Source organism: Gordonia metallireducens (genome assembly GCF_021245825.1).
Lineage (GTDB): Bacteria > Actinomycetota > Actinomycetes > Mycobacteriales > Mycobacteriaceae > Gordonia > Gordonia namibiensis.
Genome location: NZ_JAJQJP010000045.1, coordinates 109,935 through 130,345, shown reverse-complemented (window position 1 = coordinate 130,345; position 20,411 = coordinate 109,935). Strand labels below are relative to the sequence as shown.

Below are 20,411 nucleotides of genomic sequence, written 5' to 3'. Positions count from 1 at the left end.
GACGATTCTGCCTGGCCAAGTGTGATCCCGGCAACAATCCGGATTCGCCAGCGTGTAGAGCGTACTCGTCCTGGTCAAGCGAACCGCGAGGAGAACTCCCGCGGGGTCATCCCGGTGACGGCCTTGAAGTCGCGGACGAAGTGGGCCTCGTCGGCGTACGAGAGTTGCGCGGCGAGGTCGGCCAGGGTCTCGTCGGGCTCGCGAAGGCGTTCGGCCGCCTCCTGGAGGCGCCGGCGCTGGATCAGCCATTTGGGGGTGAGGCCGAGGCGACGGCGGGTGAGTCGTTGCAGGCTGCGCTCGGTCATGTGGAACCGCTCGCAGATCTGCGCGACCGCGACCACCGTCGAGTCGTTCTCGACCCAGTCGACGATCGCGTTGATCAGGCGACCGTCCTCGTCCATCGGCAGACATCCCCGCAGCCAGTCCTCGACGATGTCCGTCGCGGCACGCTGGGCGTCCTCGTCGTCCGGCGCAGGAACCATCACCGCACGTACCGACCGGACGAGGTGCGTGCCGCGCTCGCCGAAGACTGCCGACAGCTCGTCGAACCGATCGGTCCACTGCGCGACGTCGCCCACGAGCAGACCCCCGGCCCCGGGGGTGAACATCACGCCCACCGCCCACCCGTCACCGGTGAGGACCGTCTCCGACAGGCCGGTGACCACCCCGTAGAAACGGGCGTAGGTGTCGCTGATGACGACCAGGCACACCGGGTACTGCAGCACACGCTGCGGAGCCTCCGCCCCGGGCGGCACCGACCAGACCGGCACCCAGAACCGGCGCACCATCTCGTCGAGATCCGGACCGGGACCCCACCGTCCGATGCGGTAGCTCGCATCCGACGGATCGACGAGGTGCGCGCGCTCGACGTCGTCGAGTCGCGTCGATCCCGAGTTGTCGGGTTTCATCAATCACCGTCCCCTGCAGTGGCGCTTGACTGTCATCATGACCACCACCACAGACAATGCACCACTGATCGACCGCTACAACTCCTACGCCGACGGTTTCGGCGACGTCCTCGCGACCGTGCCCGCCGACGCCTGGTCCAACCCGTCACCCTGCGACGGCTGGACTGCCCGCGACGTCGTGGCGCACGTCGTCGAAACCCAACGGGACTTCTTCGCCGGACACGACGTCGACCTCGGTCCTACCCCCTCGCTCGACGATCCCGTGTCGGGCTGGCGGACCCACCGGGAGGCCGTCGCCGCACGCCTCGCCGATCCGTCCGTCGCCGACCGCGCCTTCGACGGGCACTTCGGGCCGACCACCATCGGCGAAACCCTGCTCCGTTTCTACGGTTTCGACATGATCGCGCATCGGTGGGACATCGCGACGGCCGCCGGATTCGACCATCGGTTCACCGACGACCAACTCGCCGAGATGGAGGCCGCCGCCGACGGTTTCGGCGATGCGCTCTACTCCGAGGGGGTCTGTGAACGCGTCGACGTCCCCGCCGACGCCGACCGTCAGACCGCCTTGCTCGCCCGACTGGGGAGGCGAGCCGCCTAGGGAATCCAGCCGTTCCGTCGGGGGTACCGCACCCGCAGATAGCTGTAGACGTAGGTGCTCACCAGCAATGCGGCACCGGCGCCGACCGCCGGCCACAGGAAGGCATTGTCGAGGGAGTCGCGGACGGTCGCGACTGCCCATCCGATCACGAACAGGACGAGCGCGATCGTCGCCAGGATCCGGATCACGAGGACGAGCGTGGCGACCAACGCCCACATCGCTTCCCGCGTCCGAGCCGACTGTCCCCGCATGAGGACCAATCGTAGTGCGAGCGGTCCGCACCCCTCGAAGTCCGTGCTGGTCACGCTTTCGTCCCCACCGGGCTGCCACACGTGGACAATGGACGGATGAAGACCGTCCTCAACGTGATCTGGCTGCTGCTGTGCGGGCTGTGGATGGCGATCGGCTACGTCGTCGCCGGCATCATCTGTTGCATCCTGATCATCACCATCCCGTTCGGCATCGCGTCATTCCGGATGGCCAACTACGCACTGTGGCCCTTCGGGCGCACGGTCGTGCGCAAGCCGTCCGCCGGAGCCGCGTCGATGATCGGCAACATCATCTGGCTCATCGTCGCCGGCGTCTGGCTGGCCATCGGTCACATCGCCACCGGCCTCGCCCTCTGCATCACCATCATCGGCATCCCGCTGGGTATCGCCAGCTTCAAGATGGTGCCGGTCTCGCTGCTCCCGCTCGGGGCGGAGATCGTTCCCACCGGCCAGCCGATGCCCGGTGGCGCCCCCGCACGCTTCTGAGTCGCCCGACCCATCCGACCACGGCGTCGAGTCCGAAGAAAGGGCATGAGTCTCACGACCGGACCCCTTCGAGCATCGGGGCCCTGCGTCCGCATATGCGGGCGGACATCCGCCGCCCATCGGAAGGACAGCAGCAGAAGGTGAACGCGGTACGACACCGAGGGAAGGAGGTGTGCCATGACTGATCATCTCGATCCCGAATCAGCAGAACTGCTCGAACTCGCGCCGGTGGTCGGGCTCAACGCATTGACCTCCGACGAGCTGCGCGACATCGAGGCACGGGTGGCCGCCGCTCCCGCGGACTTCCGCGAACTGTTCGCCAAACAGGTCCGGGCGACGCGGGAGGCGATGGCCGCGGTCAGCGCCGCCACCGCGACGCCACCACCGCCGTCGCTGCGCGAGCGGGTACTCGCCGCCGCACGCGCCGATGCGGGGCTCGACGAACCACCGGGGCGCGACGAACCACCGGCTCCTGCTCCGTACGTGCCGGCGATGCCGTCCGTCGGGGATCTACAGGTCGAGGTACCCGAGCCCGTACAGTCGGCGACCGTCGAACCGCTCGCGTACCTCGACGCCCGTCGACCCCGTCGGTCGCGTCGGTTCACCTATCTGACCGCGGCAGCCGTCATCGCCATCGCGGCCGGCGCTCTCGGTTGGGCCATCGGCTTGTCGAGCACCGACGAACCGAACTCCCCCGCACCCGTCGCGGCACCGGCCCAGCAGGTGTTCTCCGCCGAGGATCTGCGCTCGACGAGCGCACCGGTCGCCACCGGCAGCGCCACCGTCTACGTCGCCGAATCCACGGATACCGCTGTGCTCGTGATGAATTCGGTGCCGCCACCCGAGCCCGGCACGGTCTATCAGATGTGGCTCGTCGGCCCCGGGGGCACGCGTTCCGCCGGCACCATGACCGACGAGGACGTCGAACCGGTCACCACCGCCGTACTGGCCGGGGTCAACAGCGCCGACGCACTGGCGTTCACCGTCGAACCGCCCGGCGGCTCGACGCAACCGACCAGTTCACCGGTCGCGCAGCTGTCGTTGAACTGACCGTCCGCGCGCCTATTTGAGGAGCGCCCGGATGGCCTCGATGCTGTCGGCGAGGTCGGGCGTCTTGTCGGGTCGGTATCGGACCACCCGCGCGAACCGGAGTGCAACGCCTCCCGGGTAGCGTGAGCTGCGTTGCGCCCCATCGAGTTCGATCTCGACGACGATCTCCGGCCGGAGGTGGACGGTGTGGGCGTCCCGGTGGGTCTCGTGCTTCGGGAACTCCTCGGTCTGCCATCGGAGGATCTCGTCGGTGAGACCCTTGAAGGTCTTGCCCACCATGACGAGCTCGCCGGTCTCGGGGTCGCGGGCGCCCAGGTGCAGGTTGGACAGCCAGCCGGTCCGGCGACCCGATCCCCACTCGGCACCGAGTACGACGAGATCGAAGGTGTGCGTGGGTTTGACCTTCTGCCAGGCCTTTCCGCGGCGCCCGGCGACGTAGAGACCGTCAAGGGACTTGACCATCACACCTTCGTGACCGTCGGCCATCGCGGCGTCGAAATGCTGCTTGGCCTCGACGGCGGTCGGTCGGGTCACCGCGGGTATCCGGAGTTGTGGTGCGATCGAGTCGATGGCGGCGAGGCGCTCCGACAGCGGACGGTCGATGAGGTCGGTGCCGTCGAGGTGCAAGCAGTCGAAGAAGAACGGCTTGAGCAGACGCTCCGGTTCGCCGGCTGCAGTCGGCCCGGAGCCGAAACGGCTCATCGTGTCCTGGAACGATCGCGGACGTCCGTCGTCGCTGAGCATGAGGGTCTCACCGTCGAGGATCACCGAGTCGCAGGGCAATCCGGCGATCACCTCGACGAGGTCGGGCACGTTGTCCGTGACGTCGCGGAGCGTGCGGGTGTAGACCGAGATATCGGAACCCTTGCGGTGCACCTGGATTCGCGCGCCGTCGAGTTTGTAGTCGACGACGCAGTCGGGTCCCAGGAGCTCCAGGGCGGCGTCTAGGTTTTCGGCGGGCGTGGCGAGCATCGGTTCGACACCGCGCCCCACCTCGAGGCCCACGCCGGCGAGCGCCTCGGCCCCGAACCGCGCGAGGGCAGCGGTCTCCGGGAGCGATCCGGTGAGCATGTGCGCACGACGCACCGCGGTCAGCGGTTCGCCGGTGACCTTGGCGATCGCATCGGTCATCACCCCCGCCAGCGCGCCCTGCCGCAACTCCCCGGTCAGCAAGGCGATCAGGAACTTCTGCTCGGGTTCGGTGGCGGCGCCGACCATCGCGGTGAGGATCTCGGCGCGGCGGGTCGTCGAACCGGGTCCGCTCGCGGCGGCCAGTTCACCGAATGCGGCGTCGACCTCGGCGACCTCGAGCGACGGCTCCTCAGCCGGTTCTGACACCAGCTTCGAAAGCGAGCGCCAGCCGACGCCGAGCCGGCCCTGCGGGATCTCACCGGACAGCCAGGCGACCACGATGGGCAGCTCGGCGTCGGCGGCGGTGGCCAGGAGATCTGCGAGGACCTCGGTCTTGCGGGTGCGGGAACGATCGCGTGCGACATCGGCGGAGGTCTGAACCACATCGACCAGTCTCACGTCGCACCCTCCCGCCTCGTCCGACGTCGACGGTACCCCGAGCCGCCGACACTAAACTCGGGCGAACCGTACACGGATCACTGCATGGCCGATCGGGGGCAGACATGACGAGAGACAGGGCTGACCGGTCGAACAGGACGGTCTCGGATCGGGTCATCGGCCGGATCTGTGCCGTCCTCGCCGGCATCTGCGGGGCGGGCGGGCTGGCGGTGTTCTTCCGCATCGGATGGTCCCAGTCGGCCGGCCGCCCGTCCGAGTCGGTGGTCCCCGAATCCGTTCCCTGGGGGCTCGCGCTCCTGATCGCCTGCACCGGCCTGCTCGTGTTGTCGCACGGCGACGACGAACACGAACCTCGGATCTTCGGGTGGCCGGTCGCCGGATGTCTGATCGCCGACGGGCTCGGGGCGCTCGCCTACACCGTGACGAACGAGCCTTCCGCCGTCGGCGCGACCTCGTTCATCTTGATCGGCGTCGGTGCCGCGATCGCCGCGGTGGCCGAGGTGCTCGCCCGTCGGTTGTGGCGCAGACGTCGGATACGCGAGAGCGCCGAGATCTCCGGGGTGGACGTCGAGGGGACGGTGACCCACCTGAGCTCGGCCGTTCACGACGACCGCGATGTCTGGTGGGCGACGGTCTCGTTTTCCGTTCCCGGTGGCACGACCTACACGACGAAGCACCTGCTCGACCGGAAACCGAGGATGGGCGCACGCGTCAGGGTGCGGTATCTTCCCGAACACCCCGACCACGCCGTGGTGATCAGACCTCCGCGAGATCCACGGTCTTGGTCTCCCGGACGCTGAGCAGTGCGATCAGCGTCGTGCAGGCGGCGATCGCGAGGTAGACGCCGACCCAGCCGACGCCGAAGTCGGCCACGATCCACGTCGCGATGAACGGCGCCACCGCGGCACCGATGATCGAGGAGACGTTGTAGGAGATACCTGAACCCGTGTAGCGGACGTTGGTCGGGAAGAGCTCCGGCAGGATTGCGCTCATCGGCCCGAAGGTGAGGCCCATCAGCGTCATGCCGAGGATCAAGAAGAACAGCATGCGCCCGTTGTTCATCGACGTCGGATCGAGGATCAGCGCGAAGAACAGACCGAAGACGATGATCATCGCCGTGATCACGAGGAGGAACGCGCGGCGACCGTACTTGTCGGCGAGCCGTCCGGAGACCATCACGAATCCGGCGAAGAAGAGCACGGCCACGATCTGAAGCTCGAGGAAGTCGGCGTAGCTGAACGACAGTTTCACGCCCGACGCATCGGTCACCTTGCCGGTGCCGTACGAGACGATCCACGTCGTCACGATGTAGAAGAGCGTGTACGTCGCGACCATGATGAAGGTTCCGGCGATCAGCTGACGCCAGTTCGTCTTGACGACCTCGGCGAGCGGGGCCTTGACCTTCTTGCCTTCCTCCAGGGCCTTCGCGAACACCGGCGTCTCGGTGAGCTTGAGGCGCACGTACAGACCGATGATGACCATGATCGCGCTGGCGAGGAACGGAATCCGCCATCCCCAGGTCATGAACGAATGGTTGGAGGCAGCGGTCTGCGCGTCGAAGTCGAGGCCGAAGATCAGCAGCAGGAACATGCCGTTGGCGAAGAAGAACCCGATCGGCGCACCGAGCTGCGGCCACATGGCGGCCCAGGCGCGCTTGCCCTTCTCCGCGGTCTCGGTCGCGAGTAGTGCTGCGCCGGACCACTCTCCGCCGAGTCCGAGGCCCTGGCAGAAGCGCATCAGCGCGAGCAGCGCCGGCGCGAGGTAACCCACCTGGTCGAAGGTCGGCAGGAGTCCGATCACGAAGGTGGCTATACCCATCGTGAGCAGTGACCCGACGAGAGTCGCCTTGCGGCCGATGCGGTCTCCGAAGTGGCCGAACAGGACCGAGCCGATCGGTCGGGCGACGAAGGCGAGCCCGAACGTCGCGAACGACGACAGCAGCGCGGCCGTGTCGTCGCCCTTCGGGAAGAACAACACCGGGAACACCAGCACCGCGGCGGTGGCATAGATGTAGAAGTCGAAGAACTCGACGCTCGTACCGACCATCGACGCGATGACGATTCGACGCCGGGGTACCGGTGGCTGTTCGGGGTGGTCGATGTTGCGGACCGCGGACTCGCTCATTCGTCGCAGGTTACGCCTGACGACTCCGTCACATGATGCGGTAGTCCCGACATCGTCCCGCGCAGGTTGGCCGGCGGGCTTTGTGGGTACCCGTGCGAGGCCATGAATCGAGGAGGCCCCCATGGATACCGCAGTATGGATAATCGTCGCCGTCGTCGTCGTGATCGTCCTGCTCGCCCTTCTGTTGCTGTTCCTGCGTAAGCGTCAGGACGTCCGCCGGACGAAGGCGCACCAGATCCGCGAGAACGCGACCGGGCAGGTGTCGGAGATGCGTCAGCGCGAGGCGATCGCCGAGGAGTCCGAGGCACGGGCGCGCAAGGCCCAGGCCGAGGCCGACGCCAAGGCCGCCGAGGCCAAGCGTCTCAACGAACAGGCGCGGGCCCACGGCACGCAGGCCGCGGAGAAGCGCGACGAGGTCGAGAGCACCTTCGCCCGGGCCGACGAGCTCGATCCCGATGTCCGCGGTGACCGCGGCGACCGCGGACCGCTCGGCAACGACCACCACCATGACTCCGCCGGCACCCCGGGCCACGGAACACCCGGTCCGGGCACGCACGGCCATGGGACCCCCGGAGCGGCAACGCCCGGCGCCGGACCCGCGGGTCCCGGAACCCCCGGTACCGGCGTCCACAATCCCGAAACCCACTCCGGTAGGCACGAATCCGGTCAGCATCTGCCCGGCGGCAGTCAGCCGGGGCAACCGCGTCGACCCTGACGTGTCATGACGAACCCGGCGCGGGCGGCTCGATGGCCACCCGCGCCGGGTTCGTCAGTTCTGTACGCGGTCAGCTACCGCGCTTGATCCACTCCTCGAGGTGCGGTGCCTCGGCGGCGACCGTCGTACCGTCGCCGTGACCGGTGTAGACCTTGGTCTCGGGATCGAGGGTGAAGATCTTCTCGGTGATCGAGGCGATGATCGTCGGGAAGCTCGAGTACGAGCGGCCCGTCGCGCCCGGTCCGCCCTGGAACAGGGTGTCGCCGGAGAACAGCACGCCCGCCTCGGGCAGGTGGATCACCGACGAGCCCGGTGAGTGGCCGGGGGTGTTGATGATCGTCAGCTCGGTGCCGGCGACGGCGATCTTCTGCCCGTCCTCGAGGTCCTGGTGCGAGACGTCGGGATGGGTGTCGTTCCACAGCATGTCGTCGCCGGGATGCAGCAGGATCGGTGCCCCCGTGGCCTCGGACAGTTCCGGTGCGACGGTGACGTGGTCGTTGTGACCGTGGGTCAGCACGATCGCCTTCACCGTGCGGTCGCCGACGCCTTCGAGGATCGGTGCCGCCGAGTGAGCGGCGTCGATGATGATGACCTCGTCGTCGTTGCCGACCAGCCACACGTTGTTGTCGACGTCCCAGGTGCCGCCGTCGAGGCTGAAGGTGCCCGAGGTGACGACGTTGTCGATACGCAGCGCCGACATCAGAGTTCCACCACCGAACGCAGAACCTTGCCGGCCTCCATCGCCGAGAACGCGGCCTCGACGTCGTCGATGCCGATGCGTTCGGTGACGAACTTGTCGAGCGGGAGGCGTCCCTGCTCGTACAGGTCGATCAGCATCGGGAAGTCGCGCTCGGGCAGGCAGTCGCCGTACCACGAGGACTTCAGCGCGCCACCGCGCGAGAAGAAGTCGACGAGCGGCATCTCCAGGGTCATCTCCGGCGTGGGCACACCGACGAGGACGACGACGCCGGCGAGGTCGCGTGCGTAGAAGGCCTGCTTGTAGGTCTCCGGGCGGCCGACCGCATCGATGACGACGTCGGCGCCGTTGCCGTCGGTGAGGTCCTGGACCGCGGTGACCACGTCGTCGACCTTCGTGCCGTCGATGGTGTGGGTCGCGCCGAGTTCCTTTGCCCACTCGAGCTTGCCGGGGTCGCGGTCGATCGCGATGATCTTGGTCGCGCCGGCCAGCTTGGCGCCGGCGATCGCGGCGTCACCCACACCGCCGCAACCGATCACGGCGACCGAGTCGCCGCGGCCGACGTTGCCGGTGTTCATGGCGGCGCCGATGCCGGCCATGACGCCGCAGCCGAGCAGACCGGCGACGGCCGGGTCGGTCTCGGGATTGACCTTGGTGCACTGCAATTCGTGGATGAGGGTCTTCTCGGCGAAGGCGCCGATACCCAGGGCCGGGGTCAGCTCGGTGCCGTCGGTGAGGGTCATCGGGACGCTGGCGTTGAAGGTGTCGAAGCAGTACCACGGACGACCGCGCTTGCAGGCCCGGCACTCGCCGCAGACGGCGCGCCAGTTCAGGACGACGAAGTCGCCGACCTCGACGTGGGTGACATCCGAGCCGACCGACTCGACGACGCCGGCGGCCTCGTGGCCCAGCAGGAAGGGGTACTCGTCGTTGATGCCGCCCTCGCGGTAGGCGAGGTCGGTGTGGCAGACGCCGCAGGCCTTGATCGCCACGACGACATCACGCGCACCCGGATCCGGGATCACGATGTCGACGACCTCCGTCGGCGACTTCTTGCTGCGCGAGATGACTCCCTTGACTGTCTGAGACATGCGTTCTGTTCCTTCCGAAACTGCGTTGTCGGCGTTCGTGCTCGTCTGTGTTCCCAGCCGTGGCGACAGGATCCGCCCTTACCGGACACATCGTCACAACCTTATCCGTACCCGCCATGGCCGTCCACTCGTGTTCAACGCCGTTTACTGCAGGTAGTCGGCGTTGCAGCCGGTGGTGGTGCAGTCGGTGGTGGGTCCGCTGTCCGGCCCAGGTTTGGTTGTACCCGCGACCGGGCACGCCTGTTGGGAGAACCGTTCGTGTCGACCACGAGGAGGCAGACCATGGCGGAGAAGAAGCGCGACCCGGGACCGTCGGTCAAGGACGACGAGCTCTACGAGAAGCTGCGCGACGAGGGCAACTCGAAGGAGAAGTCCGCGCGCATCGCCAACGCCGCGGCCAACAGTTCCCGGTCAGATGTGGGCAAGAGCGGCGGCAAGTCCGGTTCCTACGAGGACTGGACCGTCGACGAGCTCAAGGACCGCGCGAAGGAACTCGACATCAGCGGTTACTCCGACCTGAAGAAGGACGAGCTGATCGAGAAGCTGCGCAACCACTGAGACACCCGGACAGCACCGAAGCCGCCGGCCCAGAAGGGTCGGCGGCTTCGGCGTGTTGATGGACGATGCCGGTCAATGCGCCTCTCGGCGAGTGGCCGCTCGAAGCGGCAAAGGGTTGAGGCCCGGGGCTTGAATCCGTCACCGTCGAGCTGTTCAACTGCGACCGCCCCCGATCTATTCCGGCCTGCTGACCGTGACCTCGGACACCCCGGAATCCGTAGAGAAGATGCGCGCTATGTCCCCATGCCTTCTACATTTCGCGGCGGTCGGGGTCCCGGTCAGCGGATGAGCCCGGCGTCCTGGAACGCGGTCAGTGCCGCCTCGCCGGTGTTCCACAGTCCGCGGACATCTCCGCGGGCACCCGCGGCCGACGTCCGGTCCTGCAGCGCCAGCCCGTTGCGGAAAGTCAGCACGTTGTAACCGACGTCGGCAGCCCGCAGCATCGGCCCGGTGGCGCGACCGGCACCGACGACGCGGTCGAGCCCCTCCCCCAGTACGTAGAAGCGGAAGATCGGGCCGAGGTCGACGCCGTACTCGCGGATCGTCGACGTCACGATCGAGTTTCCGTGCGCAGCAATGGAATCGACGATGAAGAAGAAATCCCGCGCATTGGCGGTCGTCGCACGCGAGTCGGCGGTCGCGTAGGCCAGGTCGACGGTGATGTGGGCGTTGTAGCCAGCCATCGCGACGCGCTGACCGGGTACGCGGCAGTCGGCGGCCAGGTCGAAGTAATGTCGCCACTGCCCCGGCACCGGGCGGCCGCCGAACTCCTCGCGCACCGCGTCGAGGAAACGATTGAGCAGTGTCAGGCTGGTGACCGGCGCCCACCGCGGGGTCTGGAAAACCGCTGGGCGATCCTGCAACGGCATCACCGCGTCGCGCTCGACCGATGCCAGGCCCAGCGCGAACAGTCCCCGACGATCGTTGTTCTCGGTGAGGATGTCGACGATTCCGTAGAGACGCTCGACGTTGCGTCGAAGCTGGACGAGCGGGAGCTCATGGGAACCGGCGTCGTACGAACTCAGCTCGACGATGCGGGCGCGGTCGGCGGAGGTCAGCGTCGAACCGCAGACGGACGTGGGTGCGGCGGCAGCCGGCGCCGCCACGAGGAGGGCCGAGGTCAGGCCGAGGGTCAGCAGGATCGCCGAGATCAGTCGCATGGAGCCGGGAAGTACCCCGATCCGGTAGCAACCATGCGCGCTATGTCCCCATGCTTTCTACCGATCGCCGGGGGCCGGGCGGTCAGGGCAGCAGGCCGGCCCGCCGGGCGACGACGACGGCCTCGAGCCGCGACGACGCGTCGAGCTTGCGCATCGCGTCCTTCATGTAGCTCTTCACCGTGTGCACGGTCAGGCCGAGGGCCTCGGCGATCCGCGCGTTCGAGTAACCGAGCGCGGCGAGCGACAGCACGTCCTGTTCGCGTCCGGTCAGCTCGACCGTAACCGAGTCGGCGGCGGCCTCGGCCAGCAGGAAGTCCGTGACGGCGGCGAGTTGTTCGGCGAGACGGGCGTCGTCGACGGTGTCGGCCAGTGACCGCAGGCGCGCGTAGGCGGCGGTCATCCGGTCGCGCAGCTCGTCCTCGCTCTGCGCACCGTGCTCCAGCCGGACCCGCGAGGCCACGATCTCCTGCTCGACGGCGCGCGCCTCGGCGGCCAGGACGTCGAGCATGCGACCGCCGATCGGATCGGGGGTGTGCAGCGCGCCGTAGATCACCGCAACCGGCGTGCGGTTGACGATGATCGGCGCGGCCATCATCGCGCGGAGTCCCTCGCGTTCGATCAGCGTGTTGTAGCGGTGGGTGATGTGCGGGGTCCGCAGGTAGTCCTCGACCACCATCGGCCGGTTCAGTGAGACGACCTTGCCGCCCAGCCCGTGCCCGACGTCGACCGAGAGTCCGGACAGTGCACCAGCGTGATTGCCGGCGAAGTGCTGGAGACGCAGGCTCGTGGAGTTGTTGACGACGCCGGCGAAGGCCAAGGGCACTCCGCTCGATTTGCGCACCCGTCGCAACGCGTCGGTGACGATCCCGCTCAACGGCTCGGGCATCTCACCTCTCTATCCCCCTCTTCGGAGGGTGGTAGGACTATTTGAGTCGCGTCACACTGTGACCCAGCTTACTCAGTCAAGAGCGAGGTTCACGATGACACAGGCCACCATGACCCCCACCCACATGGTCGACCGCTGGTTGGCAATCTACGGGGCGCCCGACGCCGACGCCGCGGCACTCCTCGTCGACGACCACGATCCCGACGCGGTGGCGTTCACCGTGATCGAGGTCGAGGCCTCCGCGGACGCCGATTCGGCCCCCGCCCCGATCACCACCGACGTGACCTACGGCGACCTTGCCGAGCGCTCCAAGCGCTTCGCATCGGCGCTGGCCGAGCTCGGCGTCGGCCGCGGTGACACCGTCGGCGTCCTCATGGGCAAGCGCGAGGAGCTCGTCGTGTCGCTGCTGGCCATCGCCCGCCTCGGCGCCGTTTACATCCCGCTGTTCACCGCCTTCGCCACCCCGGCCATCGAGATGCGCCTGACGTCCGGCAAGGCGAAGGTCGTCATCACCGAGCCGAGCCAGGCGTCGAAGCTCAACGGCATCGACGGTGTCGAGACGATCGTCGCCGGTGAGCAGTTCGAGCAGCTCGTGTCGTCGCACGAGCCGATCGCCGAGTCCGTGGCCGTCGGCGGCGACGGCGCCCTGATCCTCCTGTTCACCAGCGGCACCACCGGCGCGCCGAAGGGCGTCCCGGTACCGGTCAAGGCCCTCGCCTCGTTCGTCGCCTACATGCACTACGGCCTCGACGTCCAGGACGACGACGTCTTCTGGAACGCCGCGGACCCGGGCTGGGCCTACGGCCTCTACTACGGGATCCTCGGCCCGCTGGCGACCGGACACCGCAACCTGCTGCTCCATGCCGGCTTCAGCCCCGAGCTGACCGCGCAGATCCTCGGCGGTCTCGGCGTCACCAACTTCGCCGCGGCGCCGACCGTCTACCGCACCCTGAGCAAGGACCCGCGGATCACCGGCTTCTCGCTGCGACGTGCCTCGTCGGCCGGCGAGCCCCTGACCCCCGACGTCATCGGCTGGGCCCAGCAGGCACTCGGCACCGAGGTCCGCGACCACTACGGCCAGACCGAACACGGCATGTTCATCAACAATCACTGGCACGACGACGTCCACGAGACCCTCGTCCCCGGCTCGATGGGCAAGCCGATGCCGGGATTCGCCGCCGGCATCGTCGACGGCCAGATCGCGATCGACGTGCCCGCCAGCCCGCTCATGTGGTTCAGCGGATACCTCGACGCCCCGGAGAAGACCGCCGCACGATTCACCGAGGACGGCCGCTGGTACCTCACCGGCGACACCGGCCGCGCCGACGAGGAGGGCCGCTACTTCTTCTCCGCGCGCGACGACGATGTGATCATCATGGCCGGCTACCGCATCGGACCGTTCGACGTGGAGAGCGTGCTGATCACGCACCCGTCGGTGGTCGACGTCGCGGTGGTCGGGCGTCCCGATGAGCTGCGCGGCGAGGTCATCGAGGCATTCGTCGTCGTCGCTCCCGGCGTCGAGGGCACCGAGGCCCTCGAGAAGGAGCTGCAGCAGCTGGTGAAGACCGAGTTCGCGGCGCACGCGTACCCGCGCACCGTGCACTTCGTCGACGCCCTTCCCAAGACCCCCAGCGGCAAGATCCAGCGGTTCCTGCTGCGCAAGGGATAGAGCCGACCGCGTCGACGTCGGCGATCGGAGACGACGCGGTCCCCCTACGCGCGTCCCAGCGGGTGCCCCCCTCCCGCTGGGCCGCGTAACCATCGAGCATCGCGGCCGGCTGCTGGAAGTCAGCCGGTCGCGGTGACCTCGATCCAGGTTCGCAACGTCGCGAACCCTTCGGCCGGCCCTCTTCTGCTCTGTCGGACCTCGATACGCGGCGTCCTCGCTTCGCTCGGTCGGCGCTACTCGGCCAACAGACTCGCGCCCCCCGCCGGCGGTCCGGCCAGCGCCCGCACCGAATCCGGCGGCGTCTCACCGGAATACGTGACCGGCTCGTCGTAGACCGTTCTCATCGGTACGACGCCGGTCCACTCCTCTGACTCGATACCCGGACTGCCGGTGCGCGCCTTCGCGATCCACTGACCGTCGACGATCGGCAACCGTAGGGCCACGGTCGCGGCGAGTTCTTTGCGGGTGGTCTCCCGCACTTCGGCGACACGACCTGGAATCAGCTTGTCCGACAACACCTCCAACACCGACCTCGCGTCGTCGACCTGCTCTAGGACACCTCGCACCACCGCTGACCGGTAATTGGCGGAGTGATCGAACAGGGTGTCGGCGATGACCAGGCCGTCCATCACGAAGACGGTGAACGTCACCGGCGCGCCCGCGGCGACATGGCGCAACGCCCCCGCGCCGGTCGATCCGTGCAGTAGGATGTCGTCGCCGTCGCGCGCGAACAGCATCGGTACCGACCACGGCAGTCCGTCGACGACCGTGCTCAGCGTGCCGACCTTCGCCTCGTCGAGGAGTTCGTCGAGTGCGGCGCGGTCGGTGGCACGGGCGGGCTTCCGGGTGAGCGCGTCGAGCGGAGATGTCATGGCGCCCATCGTCGGGCACGGCCGCCGCCGGCTCAACCGATATAGCCGCCATATCCCTGTGCAACGAGGACCGAAGCTGTCCGCAATGGTTCGTAACGTGATTTTCACCAGCACGAATGATCATCAACGACGAACCGGAGAACACCGTGAGCACCTACACCACCCCCGAACTCAGCGTCGACGTCACCGGCGAGAAGCACGAACTCCTCACCCTTCTGCAGGACCAGCGCAACATGCTCAAGGTCACCGCCCGCAACCTCTCCGACGAGCAGGCCCGCAAGCAGACCACCGTGAGCACGCTGACGATCGGCGCCCTCATCAAGCACCTCGCCAACGGGGAGGAGAACGCCGCAAAGGTCATCACCGAGCGAGACGAGCACGCCGAATTCGACATGAGCCGGGCGACAACGGAATACGAGCTAACCGAGGGCGAGACCCTTGCCGGCTGGCTCGAGGCCTACGACCGCAACGCGGCAGCGCTCGACCGCGTCATCGCCGACGCGGAAAGCCTGGACGAACTCATCCCCCAGCCCACCGCGCCGTGGGCACCGGAGCGCGAGTGGTCCACGATCCGCACCATGCTGCTGCACCTGCTCCGGGAGACCTCCCACCACTGCGGGCACGCCGACATCATCCGCGAGGCGCTCGACGGCCAGACCACCATGGGAGCCATCTCCGAGGGCCAGGACTGGGCCGCGGAGTGGACCCAGTAACTCACTCGATGGTCACCACGCGACTGTGCCAACCGGTGGCACCCTCCGGAATGGGCGGCACCCGCTCTTCCGGTTGGATCGCGCCGGTGGCGTCGGTCGCACGGCAGTACAGCGTGTGTCGGCCGGGCGTGGCGTCCCATGTCCAGGACCACTGCCGCCAGGTGTCGGTCGAGTATTCGGTGGCGAGTTCGGCGCGGTTCCACGGTCCGTCGTCGACGCGGACCTCCACGGACTCGATACCCCGATGCTGCGCCCACGCGGTGCCCGCGACGACCACCGGTCCCGCGGGCGTCGCCGACAGCGGTGCCGGCCGATCGATTCGCGACGCGGTCTTGATCGGTCCCCGCACGCCCCAGCCCCGCTGGGTCCAGTAGGCCTCGGCGCGATCGAAGCGGGTGATCTCCCAGTCGACGACCCACTTGCACGCCGACACATACCCGTAGAGGCCGGGGATCACCTGCCGCACCGGGTATCCGTGCTCGATGGGTAGCGGTTCGCCGTTCATGCCGACGGCGAGGAGAGCATCGCGGCCGTCCCGGATCGCCTCGAGCGGGCTTCCCGAGGTCCAACCGTCGACGCTGGTGGCCAGCAACATGTCCGCGTCCGCGTGAACCCCGACCTCGGCGAGGATGTCGCGCATGGAGTACCCCAGCCAGCGTGCGGTCCCGGCGAGGTCGCCACCCACCTCGTTGGACACGCACGAGAGCGTGATGATCCGCTCGATCGCGGGCATCGACTGGAGGTCGTCCCACCGCAGCGTCATCTCGCGGTCCACCATCCCGTGTATCCGCAACCGCCAGTCTGCAGTGGTCAGCTGCGGGACCTGGAGCGCGGTGTCGATGCGGTAGAAGTCGCGGTTTCCGGTGATGAACGGAGTCGCATCGTCGATACCCAGATCGGTACCCGACGGAACCGGCGCGCTCGCAGAAGTCGTGCGCGGCAATCGAAGCCGCATGCGTTCGGCGATGGCCCCACCGGTGTCCGCGGCGCGTCGGGCCACGCCGGCGCACACCGCCCCCGTCACCACGACGATCCCGACCGCACCGACGAACCGGCGGCGCGACCATCCCCCTGCGCGGGGCGCGTCCTCTTCGGACACGTCTCCGACGGCACTCCCGCGCCCCAGCACCACCAACACACCGACGGCAACCAGACCGGCGGCAACCGGCGGAACGACGTAGGACGCCTCCATCGTGGGGCGGGTCAACGCGGCAACCACACCGACAGCCGCGAAGGCCACGACGACCAGCACCCCGAGGGGCGGCCGCTTGACCTGCAACACCCCGGCAGTCACTGCGATCAACAGAATCGCCAGCGCCATACCGGCCAGCAGCGCCGGCTTGTCCGCGGTTCCGAATCGGTCTATCGCGAACTCGCGTGCAAACGCAGGCGCATGGTCGACGAGGAAGGCCGCGACCGCGCGATACGGGGACGCGAACTGCGAGATACCGACTGCGACGAGTTCGCCGACTGCCAGACCTCCTGCCACGGCGACGACCCCCGACACCGCCGCCCGCACAGTGGACTCTCTGAACACTCGCACCGTTGAACTCCGTTTCTGTTGAGGGGAGTTCGCTCGTCGACAGCGCCCGGATTGGATTGATCCGACACCGGACCCATCCGCGACCACTCGAGCCGCGAATGACGTTCTGAGTTCGGCCGGATGGTCGGACCACGACCTTCAGATTGGATGGGCCATGGCCATCAAACGAATTCAGCGACTCATGGTCGCAGCGTCCGGGCTGGCGCTGGCCGTCGGCGTCGTCGCCGGTTGTTCCAGCGACGAATCCGACTCGGGCAGCAGCACTTCCACCGGCGCTGCGATGTCGTCGATGAACAACGAGTCCGCCGACACCGCCAGCGGCCCGGTCGGTCCCGGTTGCGGGGACTACGCTGCGGCCAACCCCTCCGGCGCCGGCTCGGTTTCCGGGATGGCAATGGATCCGGTTGCCACCGCGGCGTCGAACAACCCCGAGCTGAAGACACTGACGCAGGCGCTGTCCGGCCAGTTGAATCCGGATGTGAACCTGGTCGATACGCTCAACAGCGGTGAGTACACCGTCTTCGCCCCCACCGACGCGGCCTTCGCCAAGCTGCCGGCCGAAACCGTCGAGCAGCTCAAGACCGACTCGGATCTGTTGACCAAGATCCTTACCTACCACGTGGTTTCGGGTCAGGCGACGCCGGACAAGATCGTCGGTGAGCACAAGACCCTGGAGGGTCAGACCGTGACCGTGACCGGATCGCCGGACATGCTCAAGGTCAACGAGGCGAGCGTTGCCTGTGGTGGCGTCTCCACCGCCAACGCGCAGGTCTATATGATCGACGCGGTCCTGACGCCGCCTGCCGCCGAGTGATTCTTGATCACAACGGCTCGCGGACAACGGGTTACGCATCGCTGAACCCGTAACTCACGAGCGAGAAACATGCCGGTTCCCTGGATGAGGACACCCCTCGTCCAGAGAATCGGCATGAGCGCGTTCAGTACTCGGCCATCCCGCGCCAGCCGGGTCTCCCTGGCGCCGGAACAAACGGGCACATCTGACCCATCCGAATGTCACACGGTGTCGAATGCGCTTGTGAGGCTGCTGTTCGCAGCAGCCGAAACGTTGTCAGAGAGATTGGATCAACGATGATCAAGCGTGTTCCCCGTATCGCAGGAGCGGTGACCGGACTGGTCCTCGCCGTCGGTGTGATCGCCGGCTGTTCGAGCGACGATTCCGATTCGTCCAACGAAACCACCAGCGCAGCAACCGGTATGAGCTCGATGAGTGCGAGCGCCGCCGCCGATCCGGCCGCGAACCTCGTCGGCCCCGGCTGTGCCGCTTACGCCGAGGCCAACCCCTCGGGCCCCGCGTCCATCGCCGGCATGGCAACTGTCCCGGTCGCCACCGCCGCGTCGAACAACCCCGAACTCACCACGCTCACCGCCGCGCTGTCCGGCCAGCTGAACCCCGACGTCAACCTCGTCGAGACGCTGAACGACGGTGAGTACACCGTCTTCGCGCCGACCGACGACGCCTTCGCGAAGCTTCCGCCGGAGACCGTCGAGCGGCTGAAGACCGACAAGGACCTGCTGACCAGCATCCTGACCTACCACGTCGTCGAGGGTCAGGCGACCCCCGACAAGGCTGTGGGTGAACACACCACCCTCGAGGGCAAGAAGCTCACCGTGAGTGGCGAGGGCGACAACCTCAAGGTCAACGACGCCGGCATCGTCTGCGGTGGCGTCACCACCTCGAACGCCCAGGTGTACCTGATCGACGCCGTGCTGACCCCGCCGGCCTCCTAGGAACATTCACGCAGATGTCGCGTAACGTGCTGTGCTCCACCACGTTGCGCGACATCTGCGTTTCGGTGCGTAAGCCTCCGGCCCGGTGGCCGACCCCAGTCGCGTGATTCCGTTCACAGGCGCTGCCAAGTGTTGCATGATGACACCACCCAGGCATCCCACGGAGGAGGTCCATGTGACCGAGATCGACGCCACCGACGCCGTCCGTTCAGCCACTGATCCCGAGCCCAGCTCGTCGTCGACAACCGAGTCCCCGCTACGGGACGTCATCATCATCGGAGCCGGCCTGTCCGGTATCGACTGCGCCTATCGCCTGCGCGAGCAGAACCCGGACGCCGACTATCTCATCCTCGAACGCCGCCCCCGGATGGGCGGCACCTGGGATCTGTTCCGGTATCCCGGTGTCCGCTCGGACAGCGACATCTTCTCGCTGAGTTATCCGTTCGAGCCGTGGCGCAAGCCGGGTGCACTGGCCGAGGGCGAAGACATCCGGAAGTACATCGAGTACACCGCGCACAAGTACGGCATCGCCGATCAGATCCGCTTCGAGCGGCACGTCCTGACCGCGGACTGGGATTCCTCGACCGACACCTGGACGCTGGGCGTCGAGGTCGGCGACGGTGCGGAAAAGCGCACCGAGACCTACCGCTGCCGGTTCCTGCTCTTCGCGACCGGTTACTACGACTACGACCAGCCCTACACGCCGCGGTTCGCCGGCGCCGACGACTTCACCGGGCAGATCATCCACCCCCAGCACTGGCCGGAGGACCTCGACTACCGCGGCAAGCGCGTCGTCGTCATCGGCAGCGGCGCGACCGCCGTGAGCCTCATCCCCAACATCGCCGACGACGCCGCGCATGTGACGATGCTGCAGCGCTCGCCGTCGTACATCTTCTCGTCGAAGCAGAAGGCCTACCTGGCACCGGCCCTCAAGAAGTTGCTGCCGCCGGCCGCCGCCCATCGGGCGATCCGCCTCCGCTATGCGACGCAGACCGCGGCGATCGTGCATCTCACCCATCGCTTCCCGAAGCTGGGGCGCAAGCTGATCCGCGCCAACGTAGCCGCGAACCTGCCCGACGACTATCCCGTCGACGTCCACTTCAACCCGACGTACAACCCGTGGGATCAGCGCATGTGCATGGTCCCCGACGCCGACCTGTTCCTCGGCATCACCGAGGGATCGATCGAGATGGTCACCGACCACATCGACCGTTTCGACGAGACCGGGGTGCGCCTGACGTCGGGTCGGCATCTGGACGCCGACATCATCGTCACCGCGACCGGGCTGCAGCTGCTCGGGTTCGGCGGGACACGCCTGCGCGTCGACGGCGACGAAGTGAAGCCGCACGACCGGTTCGTCTTCAAGAGCCACCTGCTCGAGGACGTGCCCAACCTCGCGTGGTCGGTGGGTTACACGAATGCGTCGTGGACGCTGCGCGCCGACATGACCGCACGATCCGTCGCGACGCTGGTGAAGTACATGCGCGAGAACGGTTACACGCATGCCTACCCGCACCTCGGGTCCGAACCGATGACCGCGCAACCGCTGTGGGATCTCAAGGCCGGATACGTCGAACGGTCTCCCGATGCGCTGCCCAAGTCGGGCACCCACGGGCACTGGAAGGTGCGCCACAACTACTACCGTGACGCGCTCGATCACCGGATCAGCAAGATCGACGACTCGATGGTGTTCGGGCGGATCTGAGGACGCCTCCCCGGCCCGAACCGGTTTGTCGGGACCGTCGGCGGTCGCGTTACGCCGTGTGGTCCAAACGGTCGAGATTTGGCGG

The 20,411-nt window shown here is 67.5% G+C and carries 21 protein-coding genes; 11 read left to right on the top strand and 10 right to left on the bottom strand.

Annotated features, from left to right (window positions below):
- Positions 1-74 precede the first annotated feature (74 nt).
- Positions 75-908 (bottom strand): helix-turn-helix domain-containing protein, encoded by an 834-nt coding sequence (locus LQD00_RS17970; protein WP_232718477.1) that lies wholly within the window; start codon positions 906-908, stop codon positions 75-77.
- A 37-nt stretch (positions 909-945) separates the two neighbouring features.
- On the opposite strand from LQD00_RS17970, the gene LQD00_RS17965 reads away from it, so the two are divergent.
- Complete coding sequence (locus tag LQD00_RS17965) at positions 946-1,509, top strand: maleylpyruvate isomerase family mycothiol-dependent enzyme (protein WP_232718476.1); 564 nt, start codon at positions 946-948, stop codon at positions 1,507-1,509.
- Here LQD00_RS17965 and LQD00_RS17960 read toward each other — a convergent pair.
- The gene (locus LQD00_RS17960) at positions 1,506-1,760 is read right to left on the bottom strand and encodes a hypothetical protein (protein ID WP_232718486.1); all 255 of its coding nucleotides are present in this window, start codon (positions 1,758-1,760) and stop codon (positions 1,506-1,508) included. The two genes, LQD00_RS17965 and LQD00_RS17960, sit on opposite strands and share 4 nt — an antisense overlap.
- 96 nt (positions 1,761-1,856) lie before the next feature.
- On the opposite strand from LQD00_RS17960, the gene LQD00_RS17955 reads away from it, so the two are divergent.
- Together LQD00_RS17955 and LQD00_RS17950 are read left to right on the top strand one after the other, a co-directional pair.
- Positions 1,857-2,264: a YccF domain-containing protein gene (locus LQD00_RS17955; RefSeq protein ID WP_232718475.1), complete on the top strand. Its 408-nt coding sequence runs from the start codon at positions 1,857-1,859 to the stop codon at positions 2,262-2,264.
- A 177-nt stretch (positions 2,265-2,441) separates the two neighbouring features.
- Positions 2,442-3,314: an anti-sigma factor gene (locus LQD00_RS17950; protein WP_232718474.1), complete on the top strand. Its 873-nt coding sequence runs from the start codon at positions 2,442-2,444 to the stop codon at positions 3,312-3,314.
- 12 nt (positions 3,315-3,326) lie between these two features.
- Here LQD00_RS17950 and LQD00_RS17945 read toward each other — a convergent pair whose 3' ends face one another.
- The gene (locus tag LQD00_RS17945; protein ID WP_232718473.1) at positions 3,327-4,844 is read right to left on the bottom strand and encodes an ATP-dependent DNA ligase; all 1,518 of its coding nucleotides are present in this window, start codon (positions 4,842-4,844) and stop codon (positions 3,327-3,329) included.
- A 104-nt stretch (positions 4,845-4,948) separates the two neighbouring features.
- On the opposite strand from LQD00_RS17945, the gene LQD00_RS17940 reads away from it, so the two are divergent.
- Positions 4,949-5,644, top strand: a complete 696-nt coding sequence (locus LQD00_RS17940) for a DUF3592 domain-containing protein (protein ID WP_232718472.1) — start codon at positions 4,949-4,951, stop codon at positions 5,642-5,644.
- Here LQD00_RS17940 and LQD00_RS17935 read toward each other — a convergent pair.
- Positions 5,601-6,968: an MFS transporter gene (locus tag LQD00_RS17935; RefSeq protein ID WP_232718471.1), complete on the bottom strand. Its 1,368-nt coding sequence runs from the start codon at positions 6,966-6,968 to the stop codon at positions 5,601-5,603. The two genes, LQD00_RS17940 and LQD00_RS17935, sit on opposite strands and share 44 nt — an antisense overlap.
- A gap of 121 nt (positions 6,969-7,089) precedes the next feature.
- Here LQD00_RS17935 and LQD00_RS17930 point away from each other — a divergent pair, with 121 nt between their 5' ends.
- The gene (locus LQD00_RS17930; RefSeq protein WP_232718470.1) at positions 7,090-7,683 is read left to right on the top strand and encodes a hypothetical protein; all 594 of its coding nucleotides are present in this window, start codon (positions 7,090-7,092) and stop codon (positions 7,681-7,683) included.
- A gap of 70 nt (positions 7,684-7,753) precedes the next feature.
- Here LQD00_RS17930 and LQD00_RS17925 read toward each other — a convergent pair whose 3' ends face one another.
- Positions 7,754-8,383 carry an MBL fold metallo-hydrolase gene (locus LQD00_RS17925; RefSeq protein WP_232718469.1) on the bottom strand — a complete coding sequence of 210 codons (630 nt, stop codon included), beginning with the start codon at positions 8,381-8,383 and terminating at the stop codon, positions 7,754-7,756.
- Complete coding sequence (locus LQD00_RS17920; protein WP_005200727.1) at positions 8,383-9,471, bottom strand: S-(hydroxymethyl)mycothiol dehydrogenase; 1,089 nt, start codon at positions 9,469-9,471, stop codon at positions 8,383-8,385. Before LQD00_RS17920 ends, LQD00_RS17925 begins: the two co-directional genes overlap by 1 nt.
- Positions 9,472-9,753: 282 nt before the next feature.
- Between LQD00_RS17920 and LQD00_RS17915 the strand changes: the two genes are divergently transcribed.
- On the top strand, positions 9,754-10,029 hold the full coding sequence (locus LQD00_RS17915) for a DUF7218 family protein (RefSeq protein ID WP_006868395.1): 276 nt from the start codon (positions 9,754-9,756) through the stop codon (positions 10,027-10,029).
- A 278-nt stretch (positions 10,030-10,307) separates the two neighbouring features.
- Here LQD00_RS17915 and LQD00_RS17910 read toward each other — a convergent pair whose 3' ends face one another.
- A complete protein-coding gene (locus LQD00_RS17910; RefSeq protein ID WP_232718468.1) occupies positions 10,308-11,189 on the bottom strand; it encodes a DUF5995 family protein in 882 nt (293 codons plus the stop codon).
- An 82-nt stretch (positions 11,190-11,271) separates the two neighbouring features.
- Positions 11,272-12,075 carry a helix-turn-helix transcriptional regulator gene (locus LQD00_RS17905; RefSeq protein WP_232718467.1) on the bottom strand — a complete coding sequence of 268 codons (804 nt, stop codon included), beginning with the start codon at positions 12,073-12,075 and terminating at the stop codon, positions 11,272-11,274.
- Positions 12,076-12,169: 94 nt separating this feature from the next.
- Here LQD00_RS17905 and LQD00_RS17900 point away from each other — a divergent pair, with 94 nt between their 5' ends.
- Positions 12,170-13,744 (top strand): AMP-binding protein, encoded by a 1,575-nt coding sequence (locus tag LQD00_RS17900; protein ID WP_232718466.1) that lies wholly within the window; start codon positions 12,170-12,172, stop codon positions 13,742-13,744.
- 233 nt (positions 13,745-13,977) lie between these two features.
- Here the strand turns inward: LQD00_RS17900 and LQD00_RS17895 are convergent, their stop codons facing one another.
- On the bottom strand, positions 13,978-14,616 hold the full coding sequence (locus LQD00_RS17895) for a pyridoxamine 5'-phosphate oxidase family protein (protein WP_232718465.1): 639 nt from the start codon (positions 14,614-14,616) through the stop codon (positions 13,978-13,980).
- 116 nt (positions 14,617-14,732) lie between these two features.
- On the opposite strand from LQD00_RS17895, the gene LQD00_RS17890 reads away from it, so the two are divergent.
- Positions 14,733-15,329, top strand: coding sequence for a DinB family protein (locus LQD00_RS17890; RefSeq protein ID WP_232718464.1), 597 nt, complete (start codon positions 14,733-14,735; stop codon positions 15,327-15,329).
- Position 15,330: 1 nt separating this feature from the next.
- Here the strand turns inward: LQD00_RS17890 and LQD00_RS17885 are convergent, their stop codons facing one another.
- Entirely contained in the window at positions 15,331-16,872 is a 1,542-nt protein-coding gene (locus LQD00_RS17885) for a molybdopterin-dependent oxidoreductase (RefSeq protein WP_232718463.1), read from the bottom strand.
- 154 nt (positions 16,873-17,026) lie between these two features.
- On the opposite strand from LQD00_RS17885, the gene LQD00_RS17880 reads away from it, so the two are divergent.
- The 3 genes from LQD00_RS17880 to LQD00_RS17870 all read left to right on the top strand — a co-directional run bounded on the left by LQD00_RS17880 (position 17,027) and on the right by LQD00_RS17870 (position 20,326).
- Complete coding sequence (locus tag LQD00_RS17880) at positions 17,027-17,686, top strand: fasciclin domain-containing protein (RefSeq protein WP_232718462.1); 660 nt, start codon at positions 17,027-17,029, stop codon at positions 17,684-17,686.
- 275 nt (positions 17,687-17,961) lie between these two features.
- The gene (locus LQD00_RS17875; protein WP_232718461.1) at positions 17,962-18,621 is read left to right on the top strand and encodes a fasciclin domain-containing protein; all 660 of its coding nucleotides are present in this window, start codon (positions 17,962-17,964) and stop codon (positions 18,619-18,621) included.
- Positions 18,622-18,796: 175 nt separating this feature from the next.
- The gene (locus LQD00_RS17870) at positions 18,797-20,326 is read left to right on the top strand and encodes a flavin-containing monooxygenase (RefSeq protein WP_232718460.1); all 1,530 of its coding nucleotides are present in this window, start codon (positions 18,797-18,799) and stop codon (positions 20,324-20,326) included.
- Positions 20,327-20,411 lie beyond the last annotated feature (85 nt).